The sequence below is a fragment of the Streptomyces sp. YS415 genome (assembly GCF_023544665.1).
GTDB lineage: Bacteria > Actinomycetota > Actinomycetes > Streptomycetales > Streptomycetaceae > Streptomyces.
The window spans coordinates 500,028-521,711 of the sequence record NZ_JAMJFL010000001.1; the positions used below are offsets into that span (position 1 = coordinate 500,028).

Annotated in this window: 18 protein-coding genes and 1 pseudogene; 12 read left to right on the forward strand and 7 right to left on the reverse strand. The window is 71.5% G+C overall.

The window, feature by feature from the left end; genetic code table 11:
- The first annotated feature begins 362 nt into the window (after nt 1-362).
- Nucleotides 363-1,946: a TROVE domain-containing protein gene (locus M8H82_RS02295; protein WP_250070580.1), complete on the forward strand. Its 1,584-nt coding sequence runs from the start codon at nt 363-365 to the stop codon at nt 1,944-1,946.
- A gap of 48 nt (nt 1,947-1,994) precedes the next feature.
- Here the strand turns inward: M8H82_RS02295 and M8H82_RS02300 are convergent, their stop codons facing one another.
- From M8H82_RS02300 to M8H82_RS02330, 7 genes and pseudogenes are all read right to left on the reverse strand, one after another.
- On the reverse strand, nt 1,995-3,203 hold the full coding sequence (locus tag M8H82_RS02300; RefSeq protein WP_250070758.1) for a TerD family protein: 1,209 nt from the start codon (nt 3,201-3,203) through the stop codon (nt 1,995-1,997).
- A 75-nt stretch (nt 3,204-3,278) separates the two neighbouring features.
- Nucleotides 3,279-4,268 (reverse strand): zinc-dependent alcohol dehydrogenase family protein, encoded by a 990-nt coding sequence (locus tag M8H82_RS02305; RefSeq protein WP_250070582.1) that lies wholly within the window; start codon nt 4,266-4,268, stop codon nt 3,279-3,281.
- Nucleotides 4,265-5,089 carry a carbohydrate ABC transporter permease gene (locus M8H82_RS02310; protein WP_250070583.1) on the reverse strand — a complete coding sequence of 275 codons (825 nt, stop codon included), beginning with the start codon at nt 5,087-5,089 and terminating at the stop codon, nt 4,265-4,267. Before M8H82_RS02310 ends, M8H82_RS02305 begins: the two co-directional genes overlap by 4 nt.
- A complete protein-coding gene (locus tag M8H82_RS02315; RefSeq protein ID WP_250070584.1) occupies nt 5,086-6,024 on the reverse strand; it encodes a carbohydrate ABC transporter permease in 939 nt (312 codons plus the stop codon). The genes M8H82_RS02310 and M8H82_RS02315 overlap by 4 nt, the downstream gene beginning before the upstream one ends.
- A gap of 71 nt (nt 6,025-6,095) precedes the next feature.
- Nucleotides 6,096-7,460, reverse strand: a pseudogene (locus tag M8H82_RS02320) (sugar ABC transporter substrate-binding protein); the annotation flags it as partial.
- Between the two features lie 89 nt (nt 7,461-7,549).
- A complete protein-coding gene (locus M8H82_RS02325) occupies nt 7,550-8,317 on the reverse strand; it encodes a DeoR/GlpR family DNA-binding transcription regulator (protein WP_250070586.1) in 768 nt (255 codons plus the stop codon).
- Nucleotides 8,318-8,644: 327 nt separating this feature from the next.
- Nucleotides 8,645-9,469 carry an NAD(P)-dependent oxidoreductase gene (locus M8H82_RS02330; RefSeq protein ID WP_250070587.1) on the reverse strand — a complete coding sequence of 275 codons (825 nt, stop codon included), beginning with the start codon at nt 9,467-9,469 and terminating at the stop codon, nt 8,645-8,647.
- A gap of 184 nt (nt 9,470-9,653) precedes the next feature.
- On the opposite strand from M8H82_RS02330, the gene M8H82_RS02335 reads away from it, so the two are divergent.
- The 11 genes from M8H82_RS02335 to M8H82_RS02385 all read left to right on the forward strand — a co-directional run bounded on the left by M8H82_RS02335 (nt 9,654) and on the right by M8H82_RS02385 (nt 21,641).
- Nucleotides 9,654-10,604 carry a 5-dehydro-4-deoxyglucarate dehydratase gene (locus tag M8H82_RS02335; RefSeq protein ID WP_250070588.1) on the forward strand — a complete coding sequence of 317 codons (951 nt, stop codon included), beginning with the start codon at nt 9,654-9,656 and terminating at the stop codon, nt 10,602-10,604.
- Entirely contained in the window at nt 10,601-11,758 is a 1,158-nt protein-coding gene (locus M8H82_RS02340; protein WP_250070589.1) for a hypothetical protein, read from the forward strand. The genes M8H82_RS02335 and M8H82_RS02340 overlap by 4 nt, the downstream gene beginning before the upstream one ends.
- Nucleotides 11,759-11,900: 142 nt before the next feature.
- Nucleotides 11,901-12,488: a TIGR03086 family metal-binding protein gene (locus M8H82_RS02345; protein ID WP_250070590.1), complete on the forward strand. Its 588-nt coding sequence runs from the start codon at nt 11,901-11,903 to the stop codon at nt 12,486-12,488.
- Nucleotides 12,489-12,818: 330 nt separating this feature from the next.
- Complete coding sequence (locus M8H82_RS02350; RefSeq protein ID WP_250070591.1) at nt 12,819-13,496, forward strand: GntR family transcriptional regulator; 678 nt, start codon at nt 12,819-12,821, stop codon at nt 13,494-13,496.
- Nucleotides 13,493-14,404 (forward strand): dihydrodipicolinate synthase family protein, encoded by a 912-nt coding sequence (locus M8H82_RS02355; protein ID WP_250070592.1) that lies wholly within the window; start codon nt 13,493-13,495, stop codon nt 14,402-14,404. The genes M8H82_RS02350 and M8H82_RS02355 overlap by 4 nt, the downstream gene beginning before the upstream one ends.
- Nucleotides 14,392-16,122, forward strand: a complete 1,731-nt coding sequence (gene araD, locus M8H82_RS02360; RefSeq protein ID WP_250070593.1) for an L-arabinonate dehydratase — start codon at nt 14,392-14,394, stop codon at nt 16,120-16,122. Before M8H82_RS02355 ends, araD begins: the two co-directional genes overlap by 13 nt.
- Before the next feature lie 82 nt (nt 16,123-16,204).
- Entirely contained in the window at nt 16,205-17,140 is a 936-nt protein-coding gene (locus M8H82_RS02365) for a carbohydrate ABC transporter permease (protein WP_250070594.1), read from the forward strand.
- Nucleotides 17,137-18,030, forward strand: a complete 894-nt coding sequence (locus tag M8H82_RS02370) for a carbohydrate ABC transporter permease (RefSeq protein ID WP_374211616.1) — start codon at nt 17,137-17,139, stop codon at nt 18,028-18,030. Before M8H82_RS02365 ends, M8H82_RS02370 begins: the two co-directional genes overlap by 4 nt.
- Nucleotides 18,031-18,106: 76 nt before the next feature.
- A complete protein-coding gene (locus M8H82_RS02375; protein ID WP_250070595.1) occupies nt 18,107-19,264 on the forward strand; it encodes a Gfo/Idh/MocA family protein in 1,158 nt (385 codons plus the stop codon).
- A complete protein-coding gene (locus tag M8H82_RS02380) occupies nt 19,264-20,109 on the forward strand; it encodes a PmoA family protein (protein ID WP_250070760.1) in 846 nt (281 codons plus the stop codon). Before M8H82_RS02375 ends, M8H82_RS02380 begins: the two co-directional genes overlap by 1 nt.
- Nucleotides 20,106-21,641, forward strand: coding sequence for a glycoside hydrolase 43 family protein (locus M8H82_RS02385; protein ID WP_250070596.1), 1,536 nt, complete (start codon nt 20,106-20,108; stop codon nt 21,639-21,641). Before M8H82_RS02380 ends, M8H82_RS02385 begins: the two co-directional genes overlap by 4 nt.
- Nucleotides 21,642-21,684: the final 43 nt, after the last annotated feature.

The window sequence follows — 21,684 nt, forward strand, 5'->3', positions numbered from 1 at the left end:
GAACGGTGGCGCCGAGGCCGGTGAATAATTCACTCGCCCGCCCGAAGTTGCGCCTCCTACAGTGAGATCAGAACGCAGCGCACCTCCCGGTGCGATGACAGCGGCTACTTCTCTTTCAAAGAATCCACGCCGCAGTCGACTTGATCTCGGGAGGCGCAGCTCTTGGTGGGTGCCCGGTGCGCAGGCAACGGTTACTTCATGGGATCAGAAGGTTGCGGGTTCGAATCCCGTCATCGACTTCGGGTCGGTGTAGCGCAATCGGGTAGCGCATCTGACTAAGTCCGTCGCCGACTCCTGATCTCGGGCACCCACCTTTTGCTGTGCCTCCTTCCGAAAAGGCCATGAATTCGGGGGAATTCAGCATGTCCCGCTTCAACATCCGCACGGCCAGGGCACAGCCGGTCTCCCGGGTCACCTCGACCGGCCGGGTGCTGCGCACCTATGAGGGCGGCCGGGGCCGGCAGCGCGAGGCGCGCTCCGAACTTTTTCTCCTCGCCGTCGCCAACTTCGTGGCACAGAAGAGCTTCTACGAGTCCGGCGCCGACCGCGACGACCGGTTCCGGACCCTGGTGCGTGAGCTCGCCGTCACCGACCCGGAGTGGACGGCCGGACTGCTCGGCTGGCTGCGCGGCGAGGGCAACCTCCGTACCGCCGCCGTCGTCGGCGCCGCCGAGTACGTCAAGGCGCGGCTGGAGGCGGGCGCGACAGAGGGTCCGTCGAACCGGCGGGTCGTGGACTCCGTGCTCCAGCGGCCCGACGAGCCCGGCGAGCTGCTCGCGTACTGGACGGCGTGCTACGGCCGGAGCATCCCCAAGCCCGTCAAGCGGGGCATCGCCGACGCCGTACGCCGGCTCTACAGCGGCAGGTCCCTGCTGAAGTACGACACCGGGTCCAAGGGCTACCGGTTCGGCGACATCCTCAACCTCGTGCACGCGACGCCGGACCCGGAGAAGGCGTGGCAGGGCGACCTGTTCCGGTACGCCCTCGACCGCCGGCACCACCCGGACACCGCCGTGCCGCCCGTGTCGAGCCGCACGCTCGTCGCTCACCGCGAGCTGATGGCGCTGCCCGTCGAGGAGCGCCGTGCGGTCGTCACGTCCGACGGCGGCGCGGAGCGGCTCGCGGCGGCGGGGATGACCTGGGAGGCGCTGGCGGGCTGGCTCCAGGGGCCGATGAACAGGGCGGCCTGGGAGGCCGTGATCCCGTCCATGGGTCCGATGGCACTCGTGCGGAACCTGCGGAACTTCGACGAGGCCGGCGTCTCGGACGAGGTCGCCGCGCAGGTCGCCGCCCGGATCAGTGATCCGTCCGAGGTCGTACGGTCGCGGCAGTTCCCGTTCCGGTACCTCGCCGCGTACCGGAACGCGCCGTCGCTGCGCTGGTCGTACCCGCTGGAGCAGGCGCTCGGCCACTCGCTGGCCCAGGTGCCCGCGCTGCCGGGACGGACGCTGGTGCTCGTCGACCGGTCGGGCTCGATGTTCTACTCGCGTCTGTCGGACCGCTCGGAGCTCAACCGCGCCGACGCGGCGGCGATCTTCGGTACGGCGCTCGCGCTGCGGGCGGCGCACGCGGACCTCGTCGAGTTCGGCACCACGAGCGGCCTGGTGAAGTACCGCAAGGGGGAGTCGGTGCTGAAGGTCCTGGAGCGCTTCGGTGATCTGGGCGGCACCGACACCACGGGCGCGGTGCGCCGGCACTACCGCAAGCACGACCGGGTGCTGATCGTCACGGACGAGCAGTACGCGTACAACCGCCACGGCGGCCCGACCGAGCAGGTGCCGGCCGACGTCCCGGTCTACACCTGGAACCTCGCCGGTTACCGCGCGGGCCACGGTCCGTCGGGCGAGGGGAACCGGCACACCTTCGGCGGCCTGTCGGACGCGGCGTTCCGGATGGTGCCGCTGCTCGAGGCCGCCCGGGACGCCGACTGGCCCTGGGCTGCCTGAGCCCCGAGCGTGGCCCGCACCGCACGGGGGTGCGGGCCACACCCTCGTTTACAGGGCCTGGGCCGCGGGCTTGACCATGCCGCGGACCGTGCGGGACTTCACGAAGTCGCCCATGGCCGTCATCTCCCACTCGCCGGAGAACTGGCGGATGAGCTTGGCCATCAGCACGCCGGTCTGCGGTTCGGCGGAGGTCAGGTCGAAGCGGACGAGCTCCTCGCCGGTGGTGCCGTCGAGGAGCCGGCAGTAGGCCTTGGCGACCTCGGTGAACTTCTGGCCGGTGAAGGAGTTCACCGTGAAGACCAGACCGGTGACGTCCTGCGGCAGCCGGCCGAGGTCGACGCTGATGACCTCGTCGTCGCCCCCGCCCTCGCCGGTGAGGTTGTCGCCGGAGTGGCGGATCGCGCCGTTGACGATCTGGAGCTTGCCGAAGTAGCAGCTGTCGACGTGGTTGCGCTGCGGGCCGTAGGCGATGACCGAGGCGTCCAGGTCGATGTCCTTGCCGCGGTACGCCGGCTCCCAGCCGAGGCCCATCTTGACCTGCGAGAGCAGCGGGCGGCCGCCCTTCATCAGGGAGACGGTCTGGTTCTTCTGGAGGCTGACGCGGCCCTTGTCGAGGTTGATCTTCCCGGCGCCGGGGGCCGGGGGCGCGGGCGGGGCGGGGGGCGCTGCCGGGGCCGGGGGCGTCGCCATCGGCGCGGCGGGCGGGGCGGCCGGGGCCTGCGCGGCCGGCTGGGGCGGCGCCACGGGGGCCGGCGCGGCTGCCGGTTCCTCCACGGTGACGCCGAAGTCGGTGGCGATGCCGGCGAGGCCGTTGGAGTAGCCCTGGCCCACCGCTCGGGCCTTCCAGGCGCCGTTGCGCAGGTAGATCTCCACGATGACCAGCGCGGTCTCGTTGCCGAGCTGCGGGGGAGTGAAGGAGGCCAGGACGCTGTTGTCGTCGGCGTTGCGGATCGTCGCCGTCGGCTCGATGCCCTGGAAGGTCTGGCCGGCGGCGTCCGGGCTGGCGGTGACGACGATCTTCTCGATCCCCGGGGGGACGGCGGAGGTGTCGACCGTGATCGCGTCCGGGGCCGTGCCGCCGCCCGAGCGGTAGGTCACGCCCGGGCCGGCGGGCTGGTTGTAGAAGATGAAGTCGTCGTCGGAGCGCACCTTGCCGTCGGCGGTGAGCAGCAGGCCCGATACGTCGAGCCGCACCGGAGCGGCGACGTCCACCGTCACACGCGCGACGGGGAGTGGGATGTTCGAGCCGGGGGTCATAGCTGTCATGCCCGGTGAACGAGCGAGCCTGCTTTACCGTTCCCTTACCAGAGGGCCGATCGGGCGGCGCGACGTCTAGGGAACGACCACGATTTTCCGGCCCACCCCGGCCGCGAACTGCTCCAGGGCCTGCGGGTAGCGGTCCAGGGGGATGCGGTCGCTGATGAAGACGTCGGGGTCCAGGACGCCGCCCGCGAAGAGTTCCGCCGCTCGTTCGAAGCTGTGCAGGACGGCCATGGAGCCGGTGATGGTGATCTCCTGGTTGTAGATGCGGTACGGGTCGATCGTCACGCGCGTGGCGTAGTCCGCCACACCGAACTGGAGGAAGGTGCCCGCCTTCGCCACCCTCTCCAGGCCGTCCTGGATCGCCGCCGCGTTGCCGGTGGCGTCGACCACCAGGTCCCAGCCCTGCGGGCGGTCCAGTTCGTCCGCGCTCGCGGCCGACGCCGACACCCCGAGGCGCCGGGCCGTCTCCAGGCGCGCCGGGTTCACGTCCACCACGTCGACGCTTGCCGCCCCCGTGCGTTTCGCCAGCTCCAGCATCATCAGGCCCATGGTTCCCGAGCCGTAGATCAGGACGTGCGCCCCGAGGCGGGACTGCAGGACGTCGTAGCCGCGGACGGCGCACGAGAGCGGTTCCACCAGCGCCGCGTCCTGGGTGCGGACGTGCTCGGGCAGCCGTACGCAGTTCGCGACCGGGGCCACCGCGTACTGCGCGGCCCCTCCGGCCGTCGTCACGCCGATCGCGGCCCAGCGTTCGCAGAGGTTGTTGTGGCCGGTACGGCAGTAGCGGCACTCGTGGCAGTACAGGGAAGGGTCCACGGCCACCCGGTCGCCCTCGGACAGCTCGGTGACCTGGGTGCCCACGCCGACCACCGTGCCCGCGAACTCGTGCCCGGGCACGATCGGCAGTTTCGGCGCGAACTCGCCCTGGAGGATGTGCAGGTCCGTCCCGCACAGGCCGCACGCGGCGACCTCCACGACGACGTCGCGCGGGCCCGGCGTCGGATCCGGGACCTCGGCGACCACGGCCCGGCCCATGGACTCGATGACGGCGGCCTTCATTTCACGGCTCCCAACGACAGGCCCTGGACCAGTTTGTCCTGGGCGGCGAACCCCGCGGCGAGCACCGGCAGGGAGATCACGAGCGACGCGGCGCACACCTTCGCCAGGAACAGGCCCTGGCTGGTGATGAAGCCGGTCAGGAAGACGGGGGCCGTCTCGGCCACCACGCCGGTCAGCACCCGGGCGAAGAGCAGTTCGTTCCAGCTGAAGATGAAGCAGATCAGGGCGGTCGCGGCGATGCCGGGGAGGGCTATCGGGGCGATCACGCGGGCCAGGATCGTGGGCAGCTTCGCGCCGTCCACCCGGGCCGCCTCGATCACCGCCACCGGTACCTCGGACAGGAACGAGTGCATCATCCAGACCGCGATCGGCAGGTTCATCGAGGTGTAGAGGACGACCAGCAGCCAGATGTTGTCGAGCAGGTCCGTGTTCTTCGCGAACAGGTAGATGGGCAGCAGGCCGGCCACGACCGGCAGCATCTTCGTGGACAGGAAGAAGAACAGGACGTCCGTCCACTTCTTCACCGGGCGGATGGACAGGGCGTACGCCGCCGGGAGCGCCAGCAGCAGCACCAGCAGGGTCGAACTCACCGAGGCCACGGTCGAGTTGATCAGCGACGGCCAGGGGCTCGCCCCGCCGTCCGTGCCGAAGAACTCCCGGTAGCCGTCCAGGGTCAGGGCTGCCCCGAACGAGGGCGGGTTCGTCGCCGCGTCCTGTTCGGAGTGGAAGGACGTCAGGGCCATCCAGGCGATGGGCAGGAAGAACAGGATCCCGAGGAACCAGGCCAGCAGGCCGAGACCGTTTCTGCGTACGGCGTTCATGCGCGGGACGCCTCCTCGCGGAACAGGGACGAGACGACCCGCAGGGCGAAGGTCGCGATGATGATGGAGCCGATGACGACCAGGACGCCGGCCGCCGAGGCGAGGCCGTTCTCATGGGCCTGGTAGAAGCTCTGGTAGACGGTGTAGGGCAGGTTCGCCGTGCCCAGGCCGCCCGAGGTGATGGTGAAGACCGCGTCGAAGTTCTGGACGATGTAGATCGAGCCCAGGAGGGCACCGAGTTCGAGGTAGCGGCGCAGGTGCGGGAGCGTGAGATGGCGGAAGATCTGCCAGTCGCTCGCGCCGTCCACCCGGGCCGCCTCGATCTGCTGCTGGTCCCGGCTCTGCAGTCCCGCCAGCAGGATGAGCATCATGAACGGCGTCCACTGCCAGACCAGGGCCGCTTCGACGGCGAGCAGCGGGGTGTCGGAGATCCAGTCCGGCTGGGGGCCGCCCACGTAGTGCAACAGGCCGTTGAACAGGCCGTATTCGGGGTTGTAGAGGACGTGCTTCCACAGCAGTGCCGCTGCCACCGGGACCACCAGGAACGGGGCGATCAGCAGGGTGCGGACCACTCCCCGGCCCTTGAACCTGCGGTCCAGCAGCAGGGCGAGGGCCAGGCCCAGGATGAGGCTCGCCAGGACCACGGCCACCGTGAGCAGGATCGTCGTCCACACCGAGCGGCGCAGGTCGGCGTCGGTGAGGACGTCCGCGTAGTTCGTGAAGCCGGTGAAGCTGCGGGCGTCGGGGTACAGCGAGTTCCAGTCGAAGAACGAGATCACCAGCGTGGCCACGAACGGCAGCTGGGTCACCGCGATCATGAAGATCAGCGCGGGCAGGAGCGGGGCGCGGGTCGCCCAGGTGCGCAGCCGGTCCGAGGGGGGTTTCCCGGTGCGGACGGCGGGTGTCGCGGTCGGGGCTGTGGTGGTGGCGGTCATCGTCCCTCGTACTCCTCGGAGATCTTCTCGGCGAGGTCCTGTGCCTTCTTCAGGGCCGACTCGACGGACTGGCGTCCGGCGATGGCCGCGCTGATCTTCTCGGCGAGGTCCTGTGCCTTCTTCAGGGCCGACTCGACGGACTGGCGTCCGGCGATGGCCGCGCTGATCTCCTGGGAGACTTTGGTGCCGAGATCGGTGAACTCGGGGATGCCGACGAACTGGATGCCGGGTGCCGGGCGGGGCTGCACCCCCGGGTCGTTCGGGCGGGCGCCCTCGATGGCCTTCTTCGTCATCTCCTGGAAGGCGGCGGCCTCTTCACGGTACGCCGGGTTCTGGTACGTGGAGGCGCGCTTGCCCGCCGGGACGGCGGACCAGCCGATCTCGTCGCCGACCAGTTGCTCGTACTGCTTGCTCGACGCCCAGGAGACGAACCGCCAGGCCTTGTCGGGGTTGCGGGAGGCGTCCTGGATGCCCCAGGCCCAGGTGTAGAGCCAGCCGGAGGAGTCGGTCCGCTCGACCGGCGCGGGCGCGTAGCCGACCTTGTCCTTGACGGGTGAGTCATCGGACTCCAGGGAACCGGCCGCGGAGGTGGCGTCGTACCACATGGCGACCTTGCCCTGGGTCATGTTGTTCAGGCATTCGGCGAAGCCGGACTGGGCGGCGCCGGACTGGCCGTGCTCCCGGACGAGGCCGACGTAGAACTTCGTCGCCTTCGCCCACTCCGGGGAGTCCAGCCGGGCCTGCCAGTCCTCGTCGAACCAGGTGCCGCCGAAGGTGTTGACGACCGTGGTGAGGGGCGCCATGACCTCGCCCCAACCGGGCAGGCCGCGCAGGCAGATGCCCTTCATGCCCGGCTCGGCGCCGTCCAGCCGGGCGGCGAGATCGGCGACCTGCTGCCAGGTGGGGCGGGCGGGCATCGTCAGGCCCTCCTTCTCGAAGACGTCCTTGCGGTACATCAGGAAGGACGACTCGCCGTAGAAGGGCTGGCCGTAGAGCCTGCCGTCGTCGCCGGTCAGGGACTGGCGCATCGGCTCGAGGATGTCCTCCTCGTCGTAGGCCGGGTCGTTCGCGACGTAGGAGTCCAGCTCCTTCAGCCAGTCGTTGCGGGCGTAGATCGGTATCTCGTAGTTGGAGAGGGTGGCGACGTCGTACTGGCCGGCCTGGTTGGCGAAGTCCTGGCTGATCTTGTCGCGGACGTCGTTCTCGGGCAGCACGGTGAAGTTGACCTCGATGCCGGTCTCTTCGGTGAAGTGGGGCGCGAGTTTCTGCAGCTCCACCATCTGCGGGTTGTTGACCATGAGGACGTTGATCGAGTCGCCGCCCGATCCGGCCCCGCCCGCTCCGACCCAGCAGCCGGAGAGCAGCGGGGCGAGCAGCGTCCCTACGGCGGCCGTGGCGAGTGCGGCTCGCGGCCTCCGTCGGCTCTGGGTTCGCATGGATCGCTCCTGGACCTCGGAAAATGACATAGGGGGACATAAGGGGCGCCGCTGGGGGTGGCGGTCCCTCGGGGGTGTCGGTTCGGCCGTCAGGCCCGGATGACCTGCGGGCCCAGCAGGGAGTAGCGGTGCGCCTCCGCCGAGGGCAGCAGGGTGCTCGTCACGATCGCCTCCAGGACGCCGACCTCGGCGAACCGGCAGAAGCTGACCGCCCCGAACTTGGTGTGCACACCGACGAACACGATTCGCCGCGAGGCGCGTACGGCCTGGGCCTTGACCTCGCTGACCGCGGGGTCGGGGGTGGTCAGGCCGTGTTCCCGGGAGATGCCGTTGGCGCCGATGAACGCCAGGTCGATGACGAAGCCGGCCAGCATCTTCGTCGTCCAGTGGTCCACGGTGGCCAGCGTGCCGGCCCGGACCCGGCCGCCGAGCAGCAGCACGGAGGCGTTCTCGGCCTCCGCGAGTGCGCCCGCGACCGGCAGAGAGGCGGTGACCACGGTCAGCGGCCGGTCCCGGGGGAGCGCCTCGGCGATGAGCTGGGGGGTGAAGCCCTCGTCGACGAAGACGGTCTCCGCGTCCCCGAGCAGTTCGGCGGCGGCGGTCGCGATCCGGCGTTTCTCGGGGACGTGGCTGGTGGCGCGGAAGGCGAGGGTCGTCTCGAAGCCGGCGCTCTCCACGGGGTAGGCGCCGCCGTGGGTGCGGCGGATCAGGCCGTGGTCCTCCAGGGCGCGCAGGTCCCGGCGTACGGTCTCCCGGGCCACGCCCAGTTCGGCGGCGAGGGCGTTGACGTCGACGGAGCCGTTCGCGCGGGCGGCGCGGATGATCTCGCGCTGGCGTTCTTCCGCGGTTCTGGTCACCTGTCGTCACTCGCCTTCTCGCATGTGCTGCCCGTTCGGGCTCATGCAGGAAGTTCTACAGCGACGGTTCTCCGGTGACCAGGTCTGTTGCGCGCCCGTTGCTGCCCGGGTGTGCCCGTTCGGTCTCGGGGCGGCCACGGGCTCGGCGGGCACTCCTGTCACTCGTCCGCGGGTTCGTCCTGGCTGGTCGCGCAGTTCCCCGCGCCCCTGAACCGGTGCTGTCCCGCCGTACGCCGGAAGGCTCGGTCCGTTGTTCTCCCGCGCCCGAATGGGTGGGCGGAGCGGTCCGTTCTGTGCCCGTCCGCCCTTGCCACGCGTCCCTTTCGGTCAGTACGGCCAGATCGGCGGGTCGTTCACGAAGTGGCCGCCCAGGCGGGCGTGGGCCTCGTTGGCGGGGTCCAGGTCGCCCTGTTCCGCGATCAGCTTCTCGGCGTAGGGCTCCGAGTCGTCCTCGGGGGTGTAGCCGAGGGAGCGTGCCGTGGTGAGGTCCCACCACAGGCGGGTGTTGGCGGAGGAGCCGTAGACGACCGTGTGGCCGACGCCCTCGGCGGTCAGGGCCGCGTGGAAGAGGCGGGCGCCGTCGGCGGGGCTCATCCAGACCGACAGCATGCGGACGCTGGTGGGCTCCGGGAAGCAGGAGCCGATGCGCACCGAGACGGTCTCCAGGCCGTGCTTGTCCCAGTAGAACTGGGCGAGGTCCTCGCCGAAGGACTTGGACAGGCCGTAGAAGGTGTCCGGGCGGCGCGGGGTGTCGACCGGGATCAGCACGCCTGGATCAAGAGGTGTGTCGCCCTCGGGGCGCGGGGTGAAGCCGACCGCGTGGTTGGAGGAGGCGAAGACGATGCGTCCGACGCCTTCCTCGCGCGCGGCCTCGTAGAGGTGGTAGGTGCCCTCGATGTTCGCCCGGAGGATCTTCTCGAAGGGGGCTTCCAGGGAGATGCCCGCGAGGTGGATGATCGCGTCGACGCCCCGGACGGCCTCGCGCAGCGCCTCCCGGTCGGCGAGGTCCGCGACGATCGCGTCCGGCTCGCCCTCGATCGGGCGCAGGTCGAGCAGGCGCAACTCGTAGCCGTACGCGGGCAGCAGGTCCCGCATCAGGGTGCCGAGTCCCCCGGCGGCGCCGGTGAGCAGAACGGTGCGGGGCGCGGGCATCCTCGGTCTCCTTGGGTGGGCAGCCGGAGCGGAACGGCCGTATGAGTGCACGGTATTCACATTCGTGGACAAGCTATGGATCATCCCCCCGTCTCGTCAAGAGTGGCGGAGCGGGTGTTCATAAACATAAACTCTGATCAGAAACCTGCACATTGTCGTGACCGACCCGTTCTAGGGAGAGCCTGTGACGCCAGCCGACCTCGCCGCTCGACTCGGCCTCCCCAGCGGGCCGCTGTTCTTCCCCGTCACCGCCTACGGCCCCCAGGGTGCCGTCGGCCTCGACGCGTACCGCGAGCACGTGCGCCGGGGAGTGGAGGCGGGGGCCGCCGCCGTCTTCGCCTGCTGCGGGACCGGGGAGTTCCACGCGCTGACGCCCGAGGAGTACCAGGAGTGCGTGCGGGCGGCCGTGGAGGTGACGGCGGGGCGGGTGCCGGTCGTCGCGGGCACCGGCTACGGCACCGCGCTCGCCGTGCGGTACGCGCGGCTCGCCGAGGCGGCCGGCGCCGACGGGCTGCTCGCCATGCCGCCGTACCTCGTGCTCGCCGCGCAGGAGGGGCTGCTGCGGCACTACCGGGAGGTCGCCGCGGCCACCGCGCTGCCCGTGATCGTCTACCAGCGCGACAACGCCGTGTTCACCCCGCAGACGGTCGTCGAACTTGCCCGCACCGACGGGATCATCGGGTTCAAGGACGGCCTCGGCGACCTGGACCTCATGCAGCGGATCGTCAGTGCCCTGCGCACCGACGTCCCCGGCGACTTCCTCTGCTTCAACGGCCTGCCCACCGCCGAACTGACCCAGCTCGCCTACCGCTCCCTCGGCGTCACCCTCTACTCGTCGGCCGTGTTCTGCTTCGCCCCCGAGATCGCCCTCACCTTCCACCAGGCGCTGCGCCACGGCGACGAGGCCACCGCCCGCCGCCTGCTGGACGGCTTCTACCGGCCGTTTGTCGAACTGCGCGCCCAGGGCCGCGGGTACGCCGTCGCGCTCGTCAAGGCGGGGGTCCGGCTGCGCGGCCTCGACGTGGGGGAGGTCCGGCCGCCGCTGCACGAGCCGGGCGAGGATCATGTCAAGCAGCTCGCACTGCTGATCGAGCGCGGGTACGCGCTGCTCGACGACGAGGAGGACGGCAAGTGAAGGCGTCGGCGTTCGTCTACCCCTGGGACGTCAACGGGGACCCGCAGGCGGCCGGGCGGATCGCCGCCCTCGGAGTCGGGCAGGTGACCCTGGCCGCCGCCTACCACTCCACGCGCGCGCTCACCCCCCGCCACCCGCGCCACCGCATCGTCACGGCCGAACACGCGGCCGTGCTCTACCCGGCGGACGCCCGCTGGGACGGCCGGGAGCTGCGCCCGTACGCGGCCGGTGACTGGGCGCCCGGGGACGCCTACGGCGAGGCGGCGGCCGCGCTCGCGGAGGCCGGCCTGGAGGTGCACACCTGGGTGGTGCTCGCGCACAACTCCCGCCTCGGCGCCGAGCACCCGCACACCTCCGTCGTCAACGCCTACGGGGACCGCTACCCCTGGGCCCCGTGCATCGCCCAGCCCGCCACGCGCGCGTACCTGACCGAGCTGGCCGCGGAGGCGGCGGTACGGCCCGGCGCGCGCGGCACCGAACTGGAGTCGCTGGGCTGGTACGGCCTCGCCCATCTGCACGCCCACGACAAGACCGGCGGCGTCGGCCTGGGGGAGGCCGGGCAGTACCTGATGTCGCTCTGCTTCTGCCCGGCCTGCCGGCAGGGCTACGGCGCCCAGGGCCTGGACGCCGACGAGCTGGCGGCGGCCGTCCGGGCCGCCCTGGAGCCGCTGTGGCGGGGCGTGGCCGCCGACGAGGGCTGGGCGGACGTCGAGAAGCTGCTCGGCGAGGGCCACGCGGCCGCCACGCGCGCGTGGCGCGAGGAGACGGCCCGCACGCTCCAGGAGGCGGCCGTCGCCGCGGTCCGTGCCGCAGCGCCGGACGGCTTCCAGGTGCTGCTGCACGCCGACCCCGTGTCCTACCACTGCGGGGCGAACGCCGGTGTGGATCCGGCGCACATCCTGTCGGTCGCCGACGGTGTGGTCGTGCCCTGTACCGGCGGCCCCGGCGCGCTGGCGCCGTTCGCGGAGCAGCGGCGCGGGGTGCTGGCCGCCAACCTCACCGTGGTCTCCGGCATGGGCGGCAGCCCGGGCACCCTCGCCGCGGACGCGGCACGCGCGCGTGGGCTCGGGGCGACGGAGCTGCGGCTGTACCACGCGGGGCTGGCATCCGACGGGGACCTGGAACTGGTGCGGGCGACGCTCTCCGGGGGCTGACGGGCGCCGGGGCGGCGGTGGTGGTGCCGGCGGGTGGGAGCCGCCGTCGGGAGAGCCGTTTCCCCGGGTACGGGCGATGAGTTTCCGGGGTCGGGACGGTCCACGCTTCAGGACCGCCGTGCCGACCTCGAGGAGCAGCCCCATGACCGACTCGATCATCGACCTGGGACCCCAGACCCAGGTCCTCGCCCGCCTTGCCGAGGGCGTGACCGACCAGCAGCTGACGGGCCCGACGCCCTGCCCGGACCTGCGGGTCCGCAATCTGCTGGGCCACCTGCTGGGCCTGTCCGTCGCCTTCCGTGACGCCGGCCGCAAGAACCTGGGCGCCACGACCGACACCGCCCCCACCGCCTCCGTCCCCGACATCGGCCCCGGCTGGCGCGAGGAGTTCCCGAAGGTCCTGGACGAACTCGCCGGGGCCTGGCGCGACCCGGCCGCCTGGACCGGGATGACCCGGGCGGGCGGCGTCGACCTGCCCGGCGCCGTCGCCGGTGCCGTGGCCATCGACGAACTGGTCATCCACGGCTGGGACCTGGCCGTGGCCACGGGTCAGCCGTACGACCCCGACCCGGTCGCCCTCCGGGCCGCCCACGACTTCCTCCTCGCCTCGAAGGACGACCCCAGCCGCGGCGAGATCTTCGGTCCGGTCGTCCCGGTACCGCAGGACGCCGCTCTCCTCGACCGGGCGGTGGGTCTCAGCGGGCGGGATCCGCACTGGACGCGGCCGTAGCCGAAGGCAGTGAGCGGGGCGGCGACAGAGCCGCCCCGCAGGACCCTCACGCGCAGCACGCGGTTGCAGCGGCACACGGACCCGGCCGTGCGCGCACCCGGGCGACACCGACCGGCATCGCGAAGGCGAACACGTTCATGTGACCCGCGCTGCCTCGGCCTCCGTCGGCGTACCGCCACCGCCCGGACCGGAGCAACGCACTCCGCCCGAACGCAACTTCGACTTTCTTTGTCCGAAGCATTGACGAAACACAGGGGCGCTCCTACCTTCATCGCGTCGTACTTCGTACGTCATATATGAGACGCGATATGTGAGATCCGAGAGGCGCGCATGACCTCTGTGCCCACGCCGATCCCCTCCCGCACGCAGTACGTGCTGGAGGAGATCAAACGCCGTATCCTCACTGGCCAGTTGACTCCCGGTCAGGCTTTGGTGGAGGCCGAGCTGGCTGCGCAGTTCGGGGTGTCCAAGACCCCGGTGCGCGAGGCGCTCAAGACGCTCGCCGGGACCGGGCTCGTCGTGATGAACCAGTACAAGGGCGTCACGGTGCGCATGGTGGACGCGGACATGGCGCGCGAGGTCTACGACGTGCGGCTGCTCCTGGAGCCCGAGGCGCTGAAGCGGGCCGTCCGGCGGGGTGCCTCGCTCGACGCCGCCCGCGACGCGCTGACCCGCGCGGACCAGGCCACCGACACCGCCGAACGCTCCCTGGCCAACCGGGAGTTCCACCGCGCCCTGTACCTGCCCTGCGGCAACCCGCTGCTCGGCCGGATGCTCGACGAGGTCCGGGACCAGGCCGCCCTCGTCTCCGCCGTCGCCTGGGCCGCCTCCCCCTCCTGGGAGCGGGAGGCCGGTGAGCACGAGGAGATCCTGCGGCTCGCCCTCGGCGGCGACGCGGACGGCGCGGCACGCGCCCTGCACGCCCACATCGCGTCGTTCGTCGAGCGGGCGTTCCCCGGCACCGCCATCCAGGTCCCAGGCACCGCCAACCAGGAAGGTCAGGAATGAGCAGCGAGACGTTCGAGACCCAGCGGGCGGCCCTGGCCGACGTGGTGTCGATCCCGGTGACCCCGTTCGCCGAGGACGGCAGCGTCGACCAGGACGTCCACCGGGCCCTGCTGCGTCGGCTGCTCGACGGGGGGATCCGGACCCTGACCCCCAACGGCAACACCGGTGAGTTCTACGCCCTCAGCCCTCAGGAGCGCCGGCTCGTCACCGAGCTCACCGTGGACGAGGCCGGCGACCGTGCCGTGATCCTCGTCGGCGTCGGCCACGACGTGCCCACCGCGATCGCCTCCGCCCGGCACGCCCGCGAGCTGGGCGCGGCGATGGTGATGGTCCACCAGCCCGTCCATCCCTATGTCTCCCAGGACGGCTGGGTCGACTACCACCGTGCCATCGCCGAGGCCGTGCCCGAGCTGGGCGTGGTCCCCTACATCCGCAACGCCCAGCTCACCGGCGCCCGACTGGCCGAACTCGCCGACTTCTGCCCGAACGTCATCGGCGTCAAGTACGCCGTCCCGGACGCCGCCAAGTTCGCCGCCTTCGCCCGGGACGCGGGGCTCGAACGCTTCGTCTGGGTCGCCGGGCTCGCCGAGCCGTACGCCCCCTCCTACTTCTCGGCGGGCGCCACCGGCTTCACCTCGGGGCTCGTGAACGTCGCCCCGGCCGTCTCCCTGAACATGATCGAGGCGCTGCGCTCCGGTGACTACCCGGCCGCCATGAAGGTCTGGGAGCAGATCCGCCGCTTCGAGGAACTGCGGGCCGCGAGCGGCTCCGCCAACAACGTCACCGTGGTCAAGGAGGCCCTCGCCTCCCTCGGCCTGTGCCGCCGGGACGTCCGCCCGCCGAGCAGGCAGCTGCCCGAGAGCGAGCGCGCCGAGGTCGCCGCCATCGCCGCCGGATGGTCCATATGAAGACGCCGGAGGAGCTCAGAAGCCACCAGTGGTACGGCGCCGAGGGCCAGTTGCGCACCTGGTCGCACAACGCCCGGATGCGCCAGCTGGGCTACGAGGCGGAGGAGTACCGCGGCCGCCCCGTGATCGCCGTGCTCAACACCTGGTCCGACATCAACCCCTGCCACGTCCATCTGCGCGAGCGCGCCGAGGCGGTCAAGCGGGGCGTGTGGCAGGCCGGGGGCTTCCCGCTCGAGTTCCCGGTCGCCACGCTCTCGGAGACGTACCAGAAGCCGACCCCGATGCTCTACCGCAACCTCCTCGCCATGGAGACGGAGGAGCTGCTGCGGTCGTATCCGATCGACGCGGCGGTGCTGCTCGGCGGCTGCGACAAGTCGACGCCCGCGCTGCTCATGGGCGCCGCCTCGGCCGACGTCCCGTCGCTCTTCGTGCCCGCGGGGCCGATGCTGCCGGGGCACTGGCGGGGGGAGACCCTCGGCTCCGGCACCGACATGTGGAAGTACTGGGACGAGCACCGCGCCGGCAATCTCACCGACTGCGAACTGCGCGAGCTGCAGGGCGGGCTGGCGCGCTCCCCGGGGCACTGCATGACGATGGGGACCGCGTCCACGATGACCGCGGCGGCCGAAGTCCTCGGCATGACCCTGCCGGGCGCCTCCTCGATCCCGGCGGTCGACTCCGGGCACGAGCGGATGGCCGCCGCCTCCGGGCGCCGCGCCGTGCACCTCGCCTGGAACGGGCCCCGGCCCTCCGCGGTCCTGACCCGCGCGGCCTTCGAGGACGCCGTCACCACGGTGCTCGGTCTGGGCGGCTCCACCAACGCGGTCATCCATCTGATCGCGATGGCCGGCCGCTGCCAGGTCCCGCTCGCCCTCGACGACTTCGACCGCATCGCGCGTACCGTGCCGGTGCTCGCCAACGTCCGCCCCGGCGGCCGCACCCACCTCATGGAGGACTTCTACTTCGCCGGCGGCCTGCCCGGGTTCCTGTCCAGGATCACCGATCTGCTGCACCTGGACCGGCCGACCGTCAACGGCACCCTCGGGGAGCAGATCGCGGGCGCCGTCGTCCACGACGACGACGTCATCCGCACCCGCGCCAACCCGGTCGCGAGCGAGGGCGGAGTCGCCGTGCTGCGCGGCAACCTCTGCCCGGACGGCGCCGTCATCAAGCACATCACCGCCGAGCCGCACCTGCTCAAGCACACAGGCCCCGCCGTCGTCTTCGACGACTACCGGACCATGCAGCGCACCATCAACGACCCGGCGCTGGGCATCACCGCCGACAGCGTGTTGGTGCTGCGCAACGCCGGACCCAAGGGCGGCCCCGGCATGCCCGAGTACGGCATGCTGCCGATCCCCGACCACCTGCTCAAGCAGGGCGTACGCGACATGGTGCGGATCTCCGACGCCCGGATGAGCGGCACCAGTTACGGCGCCTGCGTCCTGCACGTGGCGCCCGAGTCGTACGTCGGCGGACCGCTGGCCCTGGTGCGCACCGGGGACTCCATCACCCTGGACGTCGAAGCGCGCACCCTCCAACTCAACGTGGAGGACGAAGAGTTGGCCCGCCGCCGGGAGCGCTGGACAGCGCCGCCCGCGCGCTACGAGCGCGGCTACGGCGCCCTCTACAACGAACAGATCACCCAGGCAGACACCGGCTGCGACTTCGCGTTCCTGGCCCGTCCGGGCACGGTGCACGACCCCTACGCCGGCTGAACCACCCCCTCGACCACCACCCTCTTCGGTCGAGCCCCCGAACGCTGATCGGAAAGCGCTTCACCGAGAACGGAGAACAGTCATGGCCCAAGCCGCAGCCGTGGCGAAACCGCCCGCGCCACCGAGGCGGCGCCGTGCCTCCGCCACCCCGCGCAGGCTCCCCTACCTGCTGATCGCCCCGGCCGCCCTGCTCATGCTGGGCTTCATCGCCTACCCGGTGATCAGCGTCTTCTACTACAGCCTGCAGCACTACAACCCCACCAAGCCGTGGCGCAACGGCTACGCGGGCTTCGACAACTTCATCCACGCCTTCACCGAGGATCCGCTGTTCTGGGACACGCTGGTCTTCAGCGCCAAGTGGGTCTTCGTCGAGGTCGGACTGCAACTGCTGTTCGGACTCGCGCTGGCCCTCATCGTCAACCAGACCTTCGTCGGGCGGGGACTCGGCCGCGCGATGGTCTTCTCCCCCTGGGCCGTCTCCGGAGTGCTGACCTCCGCGATCTGGGTGCTGCTCTACAACTCCCAGACGGGCATCACCCGTTACCTCGCGGACATGGGCATCGGCTCCTACGGCACCAGCTGGCTGTCGGACCCCTCCACCGTCTTCCCGGCGGCGATCATCGCCGACCTGTGGCGCGGAGTCCCCTTCTTCGCCATCCTCATCCTCGCCGACCTGCAATCCGTCTCGAAGGACCTGTACGAGGCCGCCGAGGTCGACGGGGCCGGCCGGCTCAAGCAGTTCTGGCACATCACGCTGCCCCATCTGAAGGACGCCATCATCCTGTCCACGCTGCTGCGCGCGGTGTGGGAGTTCAACAACGTCGACCTGCTCTACACCCTCACCGGCGGCGGACCCGCGGGCGAGACGACGACACTCCCGCTGTACATCGCCAACACCAGCGTCGACGCCCACAACTTCGGTTACGCGTCGGCCCTGACCACGGTCGCGTTCGTGATCCTGCTCTTCTGCTCGATGGTCTATCTGCGGCTGAGCAAGTTCGGAGGCGAGAGCAAGTGAGCATCAAGGAAGCCCCCCCGGTCGTGCCCGCCGCGCGCAAGACCCCGCCGCCGCCCCGCCCCACCAGCAAGCACCGCGCCTGGGACGAGGCCCCGCGCTGGCAGATCTATCTGCCGCTCGGCATCTATCTGGTCTTCACCCTGATTCCCTTCTACTGGATCCTGCTCTTCGCGCTCCGCCCGGCCGGCTCGACCTCGCTCGTGCCCTGGCCGATGACCTTCGACCACTTCGAGAAGGTCTGGAACGAGCGGAGCTTCGGCACCTACTTCCAGAACAGCGTCCTGGTCGGCGTCGCCACCCTGGTGATGACGACCGTCGTCGCCCTGGCCGGCGGTTACGCCCTCGCCCGGTTCGACTTCAAGATCAAGCGGGCCTTCATGCTCGCCCTGCTCTGCTCGCAGTTCGTGCCCGGCGCGCTGCTGCTGGTGCCGCTGTTCGAGATCTTCGCCGAACTCCAGATGATCAACTCGCTGGTCAGCGTCATCCTCGCGGAGACCGTCTTCCAGCTACCGCTGTCGATGATCCTGATCAGCAACTTCATCAAGAACGTGCCGTACTCCCTGGAGGAGGCCGCCTGGGTGGACGGCTGCGGACGGATGCGGGCCTTCCGGGTCGTGGTGCTGCCGCTGCTGCGGCCCGGTCTGATCGCGGTCGGCTCCTTCGCCTTCGTGCACTCCTGGAACCACTTCCTGTTCGCCCTGATGTTCCTCAACAACCAGGACAAGCAGACCATCCCGGTCGGCCTCAACACCCTGATGAGCGCCGACAGCGTCGACCTCGGCGCGCTCGCCGCGGGCGGCATCATCGCGGCCGTACCGGTGGTGCTCGTGTTCGCCTTCATCCAGAAGTGGCTGATCACCGGCTTCAGCGCGGGGGCGGTGAAGGGATGAGGAGGCATCGGTTCGCCGTCCCGCTCGCCCTGCCGGGCACCGCCCACGCACGCGGCGCGGGCGCGGGGAGGCTCCCATGAGCGGCGTGGACATCGTCCTGGCAGGCGCGCGCGGCCACGGTCGCTGGCACCTGGAGAACATCCGCCGGCTCCAGGACAAGGGCGTCGTCCGGCTGGCGGGCATCTGCGAACTGACCCCGCTGACCGCGCGGGAACTCCCCGAAGGACTCGGCACGCCCGAGCAGTCCGCCGACTTCGGCGCCCTGCTGGACTCCACCGGCGCCCGCATCGCGGTGCTCTGCACCCCGATCCAGACCCACACCGACCTCGCCCTCGAAGCGGCCCGGCGCCGCGTGCACCTCCTCCTGGAGAAGCCGCCCGCCCCGTCCTGCGCCGAGTTCCGGCGCATGGCCGAGGGGGTCGCGGAGGCCGGGATCGCCTGCCAGATCGGGTTCCAGTCGCTCGGTTCGCAGGCGGTGCCCGCGATCCGGCGGATGATCGCCGAGGGCGCCATCGGCCGGCTGGCCGGCATCGGCGGGGCCGGCGCCTGGGCCCGTGCGGAGTCCTACTACCGGCGCGCACCCTGGGCCGGCAGGCGGCGCCTGAACGGCGTCGACGTGATCGACGGCGCGCTGACCAACCCGCTCGCGCACGCCGTCGCCACCGCCCTCGCGCTCGGCGGCACGACCCGCGCCGAGCACGTCACCCACGTCGAGACCGAGCTGCTGCGCGCCAACGACATCGAGTCCGACGACACCTCCTGCGTCCGCGTCGCCACCGCACAGGGCCACCCGGTCACCGTCGCCGCCACCCTGTGCGCCGAACAGCCCGCCGAGCCGTATGTCGTGGTGCACGGCAGCAGCGGCCGGATCACCTTCTGGTACAAGCAGGACCGGGTGCTGCTCCAGCGCGCCGGCCACGGCCCCGAGGAGTCCGAGTACGGCCGCACCGACCTGCTGGAGAACCTGGTCCGGCATCTCACCGACGGCGACGACCTGCTGGTCGCCCCGGAGGAGACCGGCGCCTTCATGAAGGTCGTCGAGGCGGTCCGGCTGGCCCCCGACCCGGCGCCGCTGCCCGCCGGGGCCTGGCATCTGCTGCCCGACGAACAGCGCCGGGTCGTGCCCGGCGTCGACGGCCTGGTCGCGGCCGCCGCCGACACCCTCGCCCTCTACTCCGAGCTGGGCGCCCCCTGGGCGCTGCCGCACGGACTCCGCAAAGAGGTGAGCACATGATGACGACCCACGAGGCCCCCGTCCTGCGGGTCGCGGGCCGCCCGGTCGGCCGGTACGTCACCCGGCCCGAACTGCCGGAACGGCTCTCCCCGCGCCCGTACCTGCACCCGGTCACCACCCTGGCCGGCACGGCGGTCACCGAACTCGGCCCCGCCGACCACCCACACCACCTCGGCGTCGGTGTCGCCGTTCCCGACGTCGAGGGGCACAACTTCTGGGGCGGGCGCACCTTCGTCCGCGACCAGGGGCCCACCGAGCTGGACAACCACGGCGCCCAGCGCCACGCCGGCTTCCCGCTGCGCGACCCCGACGGCTTCGTCGAGGAACTGCGCTGGATGGCCGCGGGCACCGAGCTGCTGCACGAGCGCCGTACCGTCGCGGCCACCGAACTCACCGGCTCCGCCTGGGCGCTGGACTTCACCTTCTCGCTCACCAACACCACCCCGGCCACGCTGACCATCGGCAGCCCGGCCACCAACGGCCGCCCCGGTGCTGCCTACGGCGGCTTCTTCTGGCGGGCCCGCAAGGAGGCCGCCGCCCCGGACGTCCTCACCCCCGACACCGAGGGCGAGGAGCGGGCGCACGGCAGCTGGGCCGACTGGGTCGCCCTCGTCGGCTCCTCCTGGACGCTGGTGTTCGCGGGCGCCACCGAACGGACCCGGCAGGACCCGTGGTTCGTACGGACCGCCGAGTACCCGGGGGTCGGTTCCTCCCTCGCCCACCGGGACCGGCTGCCGGTCGCCCCGGGCGACACCGTCGTGCGCCGCATCGTCACCGTGGTCGCCGACGGCCGCCTGGACCGGGAAGCGGCGGCGGCCCTGGTCAAGAAGGCGGTGAGCCCGTGACGACGTACACGAACCCGATCCTCGACGCGGACTGGTCCGACCCGGACGTGCTGCGCGTCGGCGACGACTTCTACCTGACCGCCTCAAGCTTCGGCCGCGTCCCCGGACTGCCGCTGCTGCACTCCCGCGACCTGGTCAACTGGACCCTGGTCGGGCACGCCCTGGACCGCCTGGAACCGGCGGCCGAGTTCCGCACCCCACGGCACGACTGCGGGGTGTGGGCACCCTCCCTGCGCCATCACGCCGACCGCTTCTGGATCTTCTGGGGCGACCCCGACCAGGGCATCTTCCAGATCAACGCCCCCGCGATCCGCGGCCCGTGGAGCCGGCCGCACCTGCTGAAGGCCGGCAAGGGCCTGATCGACCCCTGCCCGCTGTGGGACGAGGAGACCGGCGAGGCGTATCTGGTGCACGCCTGGGCCAAGTCCCGCTCCGGCATCAAGAACCGGCTCACCGGCCACCGGATGGACCCCGACGGCACCGAACTCCTCGACGAGGGCAAGGTCGTCGTCGACGGCGACCGCATCCCCGGCTGGTTCACCCTGGAGGGCCCCAAGCTCTACCGGCACGACGGCTGGTTCTGGATCTTCGCCCCCGCCGGGGGAGTGGAGACCGGCTGGCAGGGCGCCTTCCGCTCCCGCGGCTTCTTCGGCCCGTACGAGGAGAGGATCGTCCTCGAACAGAAGGACACCGACGTCAACGGCCCCCACCAGGGCGGCTGGGTGCGCACCCGGTCCGGCGAGGACTGGTTCGTCCACTTCCAGCAGCGCGGCGCCTACGGCCGGGTCGTGCACCTCCAGCCGATGCGCTGGGGCGCCGACGGCTGGCCGGTGCTCGGCGCGGACGGCGCCCCCGTCACCGTGCACCGCAGGCCCGCCCTGCCGCCGCAGCCGCCCGCCGCGCCGGCCACCGACGACCACTTCCCCGGCGGCCGGCACGGCCGGCAGTGGCAGTGGACGGCCAACCCCCGCGAGGGCTGGTCCACCCAGCACTCCGCGGACGGGCTCCGGCTCACCTGCGTCCGCTCGGCCGACGCGCACGACCTGCGCAGACTGCCGAACGTCCTCACCCAGCGGCTGCCCGGCAGGCCGGCCACCGTCGAGGTCGGCCTGCGCCTGGACAGCGACGAGCCGGGCGCGCGGGCCGGACTCGCGGTGCTCGGGGACGCGTTCGGCTGGATCGGCCTCCAGCGCGGCTCGGACGGCAGCGTCCACCTCGTCCACCGCTTCGCCGAGCCCGTCGCCATGGGGGCACCTCCCACGCCTTTCGGGCAGTGGGGGAGCGAACGCGACGCGGGCCACCCCCGCCCGGCCCCCGAGGGCCGCGCCCGGCTGCGGATCGAGATCACCCCCGGCGCGCGCTGCCGCTTCCTGTACGACGTCGGGGACGGCTGGACTCCGTCCGGTCCTGTCTTCGCCGCCACCCCCTGGCGCTGGGTCGGCGCCCTGCTCGGCCTGTTCGCCCTCGCGCCCACCGGCCAGGGACACGCAGGCGCGGCAACCTTCACGCACTTCACGGTCACTCCCTCGTAACCCACTTCCTCCGTACGCCTGTTGGGAGACGCAATGACGCACC